At 45.1% G+C, this 12,509-nt stretch carries 11 protein-coding genes and 1 tRNA gene; all 12 read right to left on the bottom strand.

The window, feature by feature from the left end:
* Positions 1 to 23: 23 nt before the first annotated feature.
* The gene (gene truB / locus A3763_RS01310; RefSeq protein ID WP_068515203.1) at positions 24 to 1,058 is read right to left on the bottom strand and encodes a tRNA pseudouridine(55) synthase TruB; all 1,035 of its coding nucleotides are present in this window, start codon (positions 1,056 to 1,058) and stop codon (positions 24 to 26) included.
* A 5-nt stretch (positions 1,059 to 1,063) separates the two neighbouring features.
* Positions 1,064 to 1,495, bottom strand: a complete 432-nt coding sequence (rbfA, locus tag A3763_RS01305) for a 30S ribosome-binding factor RbfA (RefSeq protein WP_068553620.1) — start codon at positions 1,493 to 1,495, stop codon at positions 1,064 to 1,066.
* 28 nt (positions 1,496 to 1,523) lie between these two features.
* Positions 1,524 to 4,055 (bottom strand): translation initiation factor IF-2, encoded by a 2,532-nt coding sequence (infB, locus tag A3763_RS01300; RefSeq protein ID WP_068634027.1) that lies wholly within the window; start codon positions 4,053 to 4,055, stop codon positions 1,524 to 1,526.
* 24 nt (positions 4,056 to 4,079) lie between these two features.
* Complete coding sequence (nusA, locus tag A3763_RS01295; RefSeq protein ID WP_068515311.1) at positions 4,080 to 5,576, bottom strand: transcription termination factor NusA; 1,497 nt, start codon at positions 5,574 to 5,576, stop codon at positions 4,080 to 4,082.
* A 26-nt stretch (positions 5,577 to 5,602) separates the two neighbouring features.
* Entirely contained in the window at positions 5,603 to 6,136 is a 534-nt protein-coding gene (gene rimP / locus A3763_RS01290; protein ID WP_068515210.1) for a ribosome maturation factor RimP, read from the bottom strand.
* 394 nt (positions 6,137 to 6,530) lie between these two features.
* Positions 6,531 to 6,615, bottom strand: a tRNA-Leu gene (locus tag A3763_RS01280).
* Between the two features lie 13 nt (positions 6,616 to 6,628).
* On the bottom strand, positions 6,629 to 7,024 hold the full coding sequence (gene secG, locus A3763_RS01275) for a preprotein translocase subunit SecG (protein WP_068515214.1): 396 nt from the start codon (positions 7,022 to 7,024) through the stop codon (positions 6,629 to 6,631).
* A gap of 84 nt (positions 7,025 to 7,108) precedes the next feature.
* Positions 7,109 to 7,867, bottom strand: a complete 759-nt coding sequence (gene tpiA, locus A3763_RS01270; RefSeq protein ID WP_068508998.1) for a triose-phosphate isomerase — start codon at positions 7,865 to 7,867, stop codon at positions 7,109 to 7,111.
* Positions 7,868 to 7,956: 89 nt separating this feature from the next.
* A complete protein-coding gene (glmM, locus tag A3763_RS01265; protein WP_068515215.1) occupies positions 7,957 to 9,300 on the bottom strand; it encodes a phosphoglucosamine mutase in 1,344 nt (447 codons plus the stop codon).
* A 28-nt stretch (positions 9,301 to 9,328) separates the two neighbouring features.
* Positions 9,329 to 10,165, bottom strand: a complete 837-nt coding sequence (gene folP / locus A3763_RS01260; protein WP_068506644.1) for a dihydropteroate synthase — start codon at positions 10,163 to 10,165, stop codon at positions 9,329 to 9,331.
* 28 nt (positions 10,166 to 10,193) lie between these two features.
* Entirely contained in the window at positions 10,194 to 12,143 is a 1,950-nt protein-coding gene (ftsH, locus tag A3763_RS01255) for an ATP-dependent zinc metalloprotease FtsH (protein WP_231872064.1), read from the bottom strand.
* 214 nt (positions 12,144 to 12,357) lie between these two features.
* Positions 12,358 to 12,509, bottom strand: a 152-nt coding sequence (locus tag A3763_RS01250) for an SAM-dependent methyltransferase (protein WP_304440768.1), incomplete at its 5' end; no start/stop codon positions are given.

Below are 12,509 nucleotides of genomic sequence, written 5' to 3'. Positions count from 1 at the left end.
ACCGTTATTAGTTTGAAAAAGACCTATACCTGTGTCGCAATTTCATTAAAGTTGACGAGTCGACTAGGTTGTAACATACCTTCTTCGTCAATTTCAGCGACACCAGCAAAGACATATTGCTGACCATCTTTTTCAAAGGTAGATTCAAAATACTGCTTGAATATTGTCTGCTCGACACTTAAATTTTGGCATAAAGTATCAACAGGCAGATAAATACAGACAAAGCCAGTATTTTCAAAGTCGGCTATTCTAACCGCTTGTCCATTTAATATCGAGCTTACAAGCTCATTTTTTAGGCATACTTTGGGTGTATCAGGCAATAAACTGTCAATTGGCAGTAAATTGACATCTAAAACTGCTTCCAAGCCTTCACCTAAAGCAAGTTCTTGAGACATTTCGTCCAAAGCAAGCATCTTAACAGTGCTATCCAACATGAAGTGCCCGGCCTTAAAACGACGCAACATTGAGACATGCGCACCACAGCCCAGTTCATTACCAATATCTTCCACTAATGAGCGAATATAAGTACCTTTCGAACATTCGACAGTCAAATCGAGCTGCTTTTCGCGTAACTCATCGAGCTCAAGCCTGAAAATACTAACTGGGCGTGCAGGACGCTCTATCGTGATACCTTTGCGCGCATATTCATATAAGGGGCGACCCTGATGCTTTAGCGCAGAATACATAGATGGCACCTGCTCTATGTCACCTTTAAATTTCTCTAGCAAGCTTAATAAGGGAGCTTCACTGAGTGCAGGCACTTCTTTGATCTCGACCGTTTCGCCATCACTATCACCGGTCGTCCGGATATCTCCTAGAGTCGCGGTTGTGTAATAGCCTTTATTCGCATCAAGTAGATAACGAGAGAACTTGGTTGCCTCACCAAAACAAATTGGTAAAACACCCGTCGCTAGAGGATCAAGACTTCCGGTATGACCTGCTTTTTGAGCACCAAATATCCGCCGAGCTTTTTGCAAGGCAAAATTTGAAGTCATCCCTTGAGGCTTATCAAGCAACAACACCCCGTTTAGCAGGCGTCCTTTTCTTCTACGCGCCAAAGGGACTAGCCTTCGTTATCCGTAGGAGTATTGGAATCTTCATTCCCCTCATCGACAGACAAATCAGCGTCTTTCTTTCGAGCCTGAGAAATAAGATTATCGAGTTGACGGCCGCGTTTAACCGAAGCGTCAAAATGAAAACGTAGTTGCGGGATAGTTCTAAGCTTGATCATACGACCAAGCTCGCTGCGCAAGAACCCTGCTGCTCCGTTAAGTACTTTAATCGTACTTTTTACCTCAGCCGCATCAGCATCCAGATCATCAACTGTGAGTAAGGTAACATAAACATCGGCAAAACCGAGGTCTTTGGCCACCACCACTTGATTCACTGTTACCATGCCAACCCGAGGGTCCTTCATTGAAGAACGAAGCAACTCTGCCAGATCGCGTTGCATTTGATCAGCAATACGATCTGTTCTTTTAAAATCTTGCGCCATTAACTACTTATCCCGCTAATCAAACTAATTACGAATCGAGTGTACGTTCAACAGAGATCTTATCGAAGACCTCAATCTTATCGCCCACTTTTACGTCATAGTTCTTAACACCGATACCACATTCAGTACCTGAACGAACATCATTAACGTCATCCTTAAAGCGACGCAATGATTCTAACTCGCCTTCAAAGATCACGATATCGTCACGCAATACGCGAATCTTCTTATTACGGTAGATCGTACCTTCAAGCACCATACAACCCGCAACCTGACCAAACTTAGGAGACTTAAAGGTGTCACGAACTTCAGCGATGCCGACAATCTCTTCTTTAAACTCAGGAGCTAGCATGCCAGTTAGAGCTTGCTTAACGTGATCAATAATATCGTAGATAACGCTGTAGTAGCGAAGATCCAGACCTTCTTCATCAATAATCTTTCTTGCAGAAGCATCAGCACGAACGTTAAAGCCAACAATTACCGCATTGGTAGTTAAAGCCAGGTTAGCATCAGTACCGGTAATACCACCGACACCACTACCCACGATTCTTACTTGAACTTCTTCATTACCAATGTCATTCAATGATGCCGTCAGCGCCTCCAAAGAACCACGCACGTCAGTTTTCAGAACAACGTTCAAAGTACGAACTTCATCTTGGCCCATATTGCTAAACATGTTCTCAAGCTTAGAAGCCTGTTGACGCTGCAAGCGATCCTTTCGGCTCTTCTCTTCGCGGAACTCAGCTACTTCACGTGCCTTTCGCTCGCTCTCAACAACAACAAACTCGTCACCCGCATCAGGCGTGCCATTAAGACCCAGTATCTCAACTGGAATAGACGGGCCTGCATCTTTAATTGGCTGACCATTTTCATCAAGCATCGCTCGAACGCGACCGTAACACATGCCCGCAATAACGATATCACCACCACGAAGTGTACCGTTCTGTATCAATACTGTTGATACAGCACCACGGCCTTTATCAAGGCTAGATTCCACAACAACACCTTTTGCCGGAACGTTCTTGGCAGCTGTTAACTCTAGAAGCTCAGCTTGAAGCAATACAGCATCAAGCAAAGCATCAATACCTTCACCGGTATGCGCAGAAACGTTTACAAACTGGACATCGCCACCCCAGTCTTCGGGGATAACTTCTTTCGTCGCTAGTTCATTTTTAACACGATCAGGATCTGCTTGCTCTTTATCCATTTTGTTTACCGCAACAACGATCGGCATATTTGCTGATCGCGCATGCTGAATCGCTTCTTCGGTTTGTGGCATCATGCCATCATCGGCTGCTACAACCAGAATAACAATATCAGTACTGCTCGCACCACGTGCACGCATAGCTGTAAAGGCTGCGTGTCCTGGCGTATCCAGGAAGGTGATCATGCCATGACCGGTCTCTACGTGATAAGCACCAATATGCTGTGTAATACCACCTGACTCTCCACTAGCTACTTTCGCTTTACGGATATAATCAAGCAGAGAGGTCTTACCGTGGTCAACGTGACCCATTACACTGATAACTGGCGCACGAGGCGTCTCTTCACCTGCGTAATCGATACTCTCAATCACTTCAGCTTCGATCGCATCTTCAGCAACCAATTTCACTGTATGACCTAACTCCTCAGTAACAAGCACTGCAGTTTCTTGGTCAATAGACTGGTTCTGCGTTGCCATAACGCCCATACCCATCAGTGATTTAATCACAACGGCGCTCTTAACAGACATCTTGTCTGCCAATTCACTTACGATGATTGACTCACCGATATTTACTTCTCTAACCACAGGCGACACCGGTTTCTCGAAAGCATGAGTACGTTTTACTTTCTTCTTTTTAGACTTTAGCTTACGTGGCTGCGGCTCATCTTCATCGATAAGAACATCTAAACTGATTGTTGATAGATCTTCATCTCGCTGACGAGGCGCTCTGTGTCCGGCAGACTTAACATGCTTGCGTTTCGGAGCTTCGTCCTCATCCACAACAGGCACTTTTTCTTTCTTCTTGTGCTTTTTATGCTTTTCGTTTGTTTCAAGCTCAGCAGGCGTCACTGGTACTTCAGCCTTCGGCGCTTTCGCTTCACTTTTCTTAGCATCTTCCGCTTCACGCTTAGCTTCAGCCTCTTTGGCTTCTTGCTCTTTTCGAGCTTTCTCTTCAGCTTCTTTCGCTTCTTGTGCTTTCTTAGCAGCAACTTCTTCGGCTAGTTTAGCTGCTCGTTCTGCCTCTTCTTTCTTCTGCTGTTCAAGCTCTAAAGAGACTTCCGGGCGCTTCACATAGGTACGTTTCTTACGCACCTCAACATTAACTGTTTTTGACTTACCTTGACCCGCTGACATCTTCAAAGTTGATGTCGTCTTGCGCTTCAGTGTGATTTTCTTAGGCTCGTCATTTTCTTCGCCATGACTTTTCTTTAAGAAAGTCAGCAAAGTTTGCTTTTCTTCATCAGTAACAACCGAGCTCTCATCACGAGCAGGTAAACCTGCATCCGCGATTTGCTTTAACAGTCGGTCGACCGGTGCACCTATATCATTTGCCAGTTTTTTGACAGTTACTTCAGACATGATTAATTCTCCTGACTCCCGTCTTTATTCCTGGTTTTCAAACCAAGGTGCTCGTGCAGTCATAATTAACTGCCCGGCTTTTTCTTCATCCATCCCATCGACTTCCATTAACTCATCGATAGACTGTTCTGCAAGATCTTCCATCGTGACAATACCTTTACTAGCAAGAACCAAAGCCAAATGCTGGTCCATGCCGTCCATTGCCAATAGATCCTCTGCAGGCTCTTTACCTTCGAGTTCCTCTTCGGAAGCCAAAGCTTTATTCAATAAGGCATCTTTTGCACGACGACGTAACTCTTCAACAATATCTTCATCGAAGGCGTCAATCTCTAACATTTCCTCAATCGGTACATAGGCGACTTCTTCTAGTGAAGTAAAGCCCTCATTTACCAACTCAGTCGCCAAGTCTTCATCTACATCAAGCGTTTCGATAAACAAGTCAACATACTTGCCAACCTCTTCTTCCTGCTGCTTACCTGCATCTTCTTCAGACATAACGTTCAATTCCCAGCCGGTCAATTCACCAGCCAGACGAACATTTTGCCCTGCTCGACCGATTGCCATAGCCAAGTTATCTTCAGATACCGCAACGTTCATGGAATTTGTTTCTTCGTCTACTACGATAGAAGCAACCTCGGCAGGCGCCATGGCGTTAACCACTAGCTGAGCCGGGTTATCATCCCAGACGATGATATCGACACGCTCATTACCTAACTCACCTGAGACGGCCTGAACTCGTGCTCCACGCATACCAACACAAGCACCAACCGGATCAATTCGCTTATCATTAGTTTTTACAGCGATTTTAGCTCGAGAACCTGGATCACGCGCCGCGGCACGAATCTCGATAACTTCTTCTGAAATCTCAGGCACTTCAATTTTAAACAACTCGATCAACATACCTGGCGCTGAACGGCTCAGAATAAGTTGAGGGCCACGAACTTCAACTCGAATTTCTTCTAGAAGCGCCCTAACACGGTCGCCCATTCGGAAAACTTCACGAGCGATCAGATTCTCACGAGGAAGTAATGCCTCAGCATTGTTACCTAGATCAACAATCACATTATCTCGTGTTACTTTCTTCACGGTACCTGAAACAAGTTCACCGACGCGATCGCGATAACTATCGACAATCTTCTCTCGCTCTGCTTCGCGAACTTTCTGGACAATAATCTGCTTTGCTGCCTGAGCACCAATTCGACCGAATGAAATTGATTCAACCTGTTCGGTATGAATATCGCCTGGTTGCAGAGATGTATCTATTTCCTCTGCTTCCTGCATTGTCAACTCGGTACCCAAACCTGGAACAGCTTCATTATCAACGATAGTCCAATGCCTGAAGGTTTCGTGATCACCAGTCTTACGGTCGATCTTAACTTCAATATTGGCGTCTTCTTCGTCTTCGTAACGTTTTTTGGTTGCTGCCGCTAAAGCCAGTTCAATCGCTTCAAAAATAATATCTTTTTCAACACCCTTTTCATTTGAAACTGCTTCAACAACTAGCAAAATTTCTTTATTCATCGCGTCATTCGCTCCAATCTTCAAATTCAATCAAACTGCGGCACTACGTTCGCTTTTTCAATCGCTTCAATAGGAAATAAAAATTCTTCTTCACCAACCTGAAGAACAATATCATTTCCTTCCAATCCTTTTAGTAAACCACTGTACTTGCGACGACCTTCATAGGCCATGCGTAATTTCAAGGCAACTTGGTGCCCCTGAAACCGTTCATAGTGATTTAGCTTATATAATGGACGATCCATGCCTGGCGAAGAAACCTCCAAGGTATACTCTCCGTTTATCGGATCTTCTACATCCATTACACCACTCAACTGACGGCTCACCAGCTCACAATCTTTGAGCTCTATGCCGCTTTCCCTGGCCTGTTCCTCAGTGATATTTTCATCAACTTCACCAGGGACTTCAGTTTCTTGTTTTTCTTCGGTTTGTGCGCTTTCAATAAACACACGCAACACAGAGTGCTTACCCTGGGACATATATTCAATACCCCAACACTCGTAACCCAGCCCTTCAATGACCGGTTCAATCAATTCTTCTAACAGCTTCTTTTTTGCAGACAATGGCAGTACCGTTTTTCATATTTCAGAAACAAAAAATGGGCATAAAGCCCATCACACGAAAAAGCCACCACAACCTTAAACAACCGAGCCTCTGAGTAACACTCAAGAGACCACCAAAGGCGGCTTTTACCAGATTTTTCTCACGCATCGTTGATTTCCACAAGCTAACATCTAATAAATCAACATCAGCAATATTAATCAAAGCAATAAACAAGCTTGGACTATACTCGTGCGCAGCAATATTCGGCCGCATTATATGCACCAAACCTTAATGGGTCAACCGTTAAGCACTGTACCTTACAGTTCATTACCCACAATTGATCTATTACTTGAACAAATAACTTAAACCCAGAAAAGCAAAAAGCCCGTCACAAACGTGACAGGCTTTCTAAGTTGGTGCCCAAGGCCGGACTTGAACCGGCACGGCTTACGCCACTACCCCCTCAAGATAGCGTGTCTACCAATTCCACCACTTGGGCAAAAACCAAAAACTTATTCTAACTCTGGCGCCGCTGACTCGGCAGGCATCGCATCTTTCGCAGCCGTATCAATTGACTCACCGCCTTCTAACTCTGTCGCCGACTCATCAGTTCCTGAGGTTTCAAGCTCAGCAACAGGCGCAATGAAATCATCTGCAGAAATTTCTGATTTCTGCTTAGCGATCACCGCCAGAGAAATACTGGTAATAAAGAATACAATCGCAAAGTATTTGGTCATATGTGTTAGGAAGCTACCACTACCCTGACTACCAAAAACGGTTTGTGACGCACCACCACCAAAGGAAGCACCCGCTTCAGCACCCTTACCTTGCTGCAGCAAAACCAAACCAATCAAACCTAGTGATACCAGAATATGCACCACAATAACGGCAGTCTCTAACCATTCCATACTTTTAGCCTATTTTTCTACTCTAGTTGCCCGCCCCATCAAGAGCCTCAAACTCTTAATTGCAACAAACAACAATAAAAATTACTAACCAGCGCTCTTACAGATTTGTAAAAAGTCGCTCACTTTTAATGATGCGCCACCAACTAGCCCACCATCAATATCATCCTGACCAAACAATTCTTTGGCGGTTTTTACATTAACACTACCACCGTACAGAATTGCCATATTTTCAGCTAAGTCCGCAGACTTTTCTGAAACCTGCTGCCGAATATAAGCGTGCATTTCCTGAGCTTGCTCTGGCGTTGCTGTTTCGCCTGTCCCAATTGCCCAAACCGGCTCATAAGCAATAAGCAAATCAGACAGTTCTTGCGAAGAAAATTGCTTCAGCACAGCGCCGACTTGCGTCGCAACAACTTCCTGCGCTCTACCACCTTCTCGATCTTCCAGAGTCTCACCTACACACAAAACCGGCTTAATACCAGCCTTTAGCAAACGGGAGATTTTAGCAACAACATCACTATCAGTCTCTCCGAACAAAGCTCTACGCTCTGAGTGCCCAACTAACGACCACTGACAACCTACATCGCTCAACATAGGCGCAGATACTTCACCAGTAAACGCACCTTCGTCAAAACCAGCAACATTCTGAGCTGCCAACTGGATACCGGAGTCTTTACTTGCTTCAAAAAAGCCGGAAAGTAAAACTGTCGGCGGTGCGATTAGCACTTGCACATCGTCAGGCACGTTAGACGATGCTTGATCGCTAAATGCCTGCAAGTAGTCCTGCATAAATGCAACACTACCATTCATTTTCCAATTTCCCGCAACAATCTTGCTACGCATATATAACACCAGCTTTTCAGAAGGGCGCAAATACTAACCGAGTTAATCTTTACTTACAAGCAACCCATTACGACTTTTTACCCAATTACTTAACCAATTGCATTCTGGACCGTTTCAACCAGAGAGTTCACCACTGAATTCACCAAGTCCGCATCCTCGCCCTCAGCCATAACCCGGATTAGAGGCTCCGTACCCGAGCCTCTCAACAACACTCTACCCTGCCCTGCCAAACGCTCACCTTGCTCTTTAACAGCCTGGGCAATAACATCGTTTGACATGGGGTCTGTTTTTTCTTTAATTCGTACGTTCTTCAACACCTGTGGAAGCTTAGTCATCTCGGACTTCAACTCATGCAAGCTCTTACCGTCACGCCATAAGGAAATAAGAACCTGCAACGCAGCAATAGTTGCATCACCCGTGCTCGCTTTATCAAAGCAAATAATATGGCCTGAGTTCTCACCACCAAGCTCCCAGCCATTCTTCACTAGCTGCTCCATCACATAGCGGTCGCCCACATTTGCACGAACAAAAGGAATATTCAGCTTTTGCAATGCCAGCTCTGCACCAAAGTTCGTCATTAATGTACCGACAACCCCACCTTCCAAGCGACCAGCCTGCTGACGATTCCTGGCAATAATATAAATCAGCTCATCACCATCAACCACTTCACCTTTATGATCAACCATGATGACACGGTCACCGTCGCCATCAAATGCAATCCCGAGATCAGCCTCAACTTCTAATACCTTGTCAACAAGCGCCTGAGGGCTTGTCGAACCTACATCACGATTAATATTCAAACCATCTGGTTGCACACCAATTGTGGTGATTTCTGCACCCAATTCTTTAAAGACATAAGGCGCCACCTGGTAGGTTGCACCATGCGCACAATCCAGCACAATTTTCATACCAGTCAAAGACATCGACGAAGGAATGGTCGCCTTACAGCATTCGACATAACGGCCAATTGCATCATCAATACGTTTCGCCTTACCTAGCAGGTCGGGCGCTACGACTTCAAGGTCTTTATCAAGCCAAGATTCAATCTCTAATTCAACAGCATCATCCAACTTCAAACCCTTAGAAGAAAAGAACTTAATACCGTTATCATGATAAGGGTTATGGGAAGCACTAATAACAATACCGGCATTTGCCCTATAGGTTCGCGTCAAGTACGCAACGGCTGGTGTAGGCATTGGGCCCAATAAGCGCACATCCATACCCGCTGCAGATAAACCTGCCTCAAGCGCAGACTCAAACAAGTAACCGGATATTCGCGTATCTTTACCAATAATGACACGATTCCTGAGGCCTTCTTTCTTGAAAACCTTACCACAAGCCCAACCCAGCTTAAGCATAAACTCTGGTGTAATTGCACCTTCACCCAAGCAGCCACGAATTCCATCTGTACCAAAGTATTTTCTTGAAGACATATCTTTTCCCTAAAACCCTTAAATAAACCTAACCTGCACGCTTTACAGCATCAACAACACGCACCGCATCAACCGTCTCAACAACATCATGAACCCTTACGATCTCGGCCCCTTGCCAGGCAGCAAGTGTCGCAGCAGACAAACTTCCAGCTAAACGCTGTTCTACATCTCGTCCCAGCAAGTCAGCAAACATGGACTTTCTAGAAACCCCAACCAACACAGGGTACCCCATACGTTTTAGTCGCTCAATGCCAGCTAATAAGCTCAGATTATGGGAAAGCGTTTTACCAAAACCAAAACCTGGATCGACAATCAAACGCTGATCATCAACCCCAGCAGACTTGAGCGTATTAATACGCGAAAGTAAAAAGGCCTCAACCTCTTCCACAACCGACGTATATTCTGGCTGAATTTGCATTGTATCGGGCTTACCTTGCATATGCATGACACACAAGGCGACATTCGCACCCGCAACGGCTTCGACCGCGCCAGGTCGCGTAAATGCCCGAACATCATTAATCAAACCAGCGCCCAGCGCAACGGTTTCACGCATGACTTGCGGTGTACTAGTATCGACCGATAATACGACATCGAAGTTTTGAAGAATTTTTTCAGCAACAGGACAAACACGATCAAGCTCTTCTTGAACGCTTACTGGCTGTGCACCTGGACGAGTAGACTCACCGCCCACATCAATAATACTCGCCCCTTGAGCAAGCATTATTTCAACCTGATTTAGTGCTGAATCGAGATTAGAGTACTGACCACCGTCAGAAAAGGAATCGGGTGTTACATTAAGAACACCCATCACTTGAGTTGTCGCCAGATCGAGCTCTCGACTGGCGAACTTGAACAATTGACTCATAATTTAACTAAACACATCTCTGGAGAACCTAACCCTGCTCTCCAGTCTCGTCAGTTGGCTTTTTGCCATCAGCGATATCCACAACCTTATCATCTTCGCTATCGGCTTTTTTGTCGCTCGAACCATCGTTATCGTTACGACCGTTACTTGACCAGCCTTTTGGCTCACGTGGATCCTTACCGTCCATCAAGTCATCAATCTGCTCAGAATCAATGGTTTCATACTTCATCAAAGCATCCGCCATTGCATCAAGAATTGAACGATTATCCTCGAGGATTTTTTGTGCTTGCGCATAACATGTATCAATAATTGAACGCACTTCGGTATCAATTTCATTACGTGTAGCACCCGCCACATGAGAACCGCCACTGCCAGCGGACTTTCCTAAAAACACTTCTTCTTGGGCATCATCATAAAGCAAGGGCCCTAACTTATCGGACAAGCCCCACTTGGTTACCATATTTCTAGCAATCTCTGTCGCACGCTGAATATCGTTTGATGCGCCGGTTGTGACACCATCCATACCTAATGTCATTTCTTCGGCAATTCGGCCACCATAAAGCGAACAAATCTGGCTGATAAGCTGCTTGCGACTCAAGCTATAACGATCTTCTTCAGGCAGGAACATCGTCACACCCAAAGCACGACCTCTCGGAATAATACTTACCTTATAAACCGGATCATGTTCTGGTAAAACACGACCAACAATTGCATGTCCCGCTTCATGATAAGCCGTATTAAGCTTTTCCTTCTCAGACATCACCATAGACTTGCGCTCTGCGCCCATCATAATCTTATCTTTAGCAAGCTCAAAGTCTGTCATTTCAACTGCACGCTTATCAGCTCGTGCCGCAAACAGGGAAGCTTCGTTAACCAGGTTCGCCAAGTCAGCACCTGAAAATCCTGGCGTACCACGGGCAATCAAACTTGGCGCAACATCCTCAGCTAAAGGCACCTTTTTCATATGCACCTTCAGAATTTGCTCACGACCAAGTATATCTGGCAAACCGACCACAACTTGACGGTCAAAACGCCCCGGTCTTAACAATGCTGGGTCTAGAACATCCGGCCTATTGGTTGCAGCAATAACAATGACACCTTCACTACCTTCAAAGCCGTCCATCTCTACCAAGAGCTGGTTCAGTGTTTGCTCACGCTCATCATGACCACCACCCATACCCGCACCACGATGGCGACCGACAGCATCGATCTCATCGATAAAGATAATACAAGGAGATTGCTTCTTGGCCTGCTCGAACATATCACGCACACGTGAAGCACCCACACCGACAAACATTTCTACAAAGTCAGAACCAGAAATTGAGAAGAAAGGAACTTTTGCTTCACCGGCAATTGCCTTGGCAAGCAATGTCTTACCGGTACCCGGCTGACCAACCATCAATACGCCACGTGGAATCTTGCCACCCAAGCGTTGAAATTTGCTTGGATCCCGCAAAAACTCTACAAGCTCTTTAACATCTTCTTTAGCTTCATCAACACCGGCCACATCAGCAAAGGTTGTCTTAATTTGGTCTTCACTCATTAAACGAGCTTTACTCTTACCGAACGACATTGGTCCCTTGCCGCCACCGCCGCCCTGCATCTGGCGCATAAAAAACATAAATACAGCGATAATGACAAGAATAGGGAATGAAGCGACTAGCAGCTGAGTCCAAATACTTTGCTGCTCTGGCTCCTTACCAACAACCCGAACCTTGTTCTCAATCAGGTCATGCATTAAGCCAGGGTCTTCAACCATTGGACGAACGGTTTCATAATGACGCCCATCGGTCGTCACCACATCAAAGTGCAAACCATCAATGGCAACTTCCTTAACCTGCCCCCCTTGAACTAATTCTATGAATTGTGAATAGTCCATTGGCTTCACTTTTTGTTGGCCATTGAAGTTGTTAAACACTGTCAACAAAACTGCTGCTATCACCAACCACAGAACCAGGTTTTTTACCATGTCATTCAAAGGAGAATCCCTCTTTTACCAGTATCTTTAGATACTTAATTTACGATTAAACAAACTAATTTAGTATTTCCCGAAATAATATTCCGAGACATTTCAAAACTTACACGACATAAGTCGACAACAAAGCAAAACCAAAGTGGCTCAATATACCGCCTGATTTCTTAAATAGCTATGCCCTGACAGGAGTTTTAAACACCTTTAATTTGTAAGGCATTCAACCCTTAAACCCAACACCTACTTGATAGATTTCCCGCGAGCGGGCCCTTGAAGCGTCCGGCTTACGGCTATATACCTTAGTAAACATCTGTCGCATATCTCCAATCAAGGAGTCAAAGCCCTCCCCCTGAAAAACCTTAGCGATAAATG

This window comes from Oleiphilus sp. HI0128 (assembly GCF_001635365.1).
The sequence above is the reverse complement of the archived record's forward strand: the minus strand, read 5'-3'. Positions and strand labels throughout refer to the sequence as shown.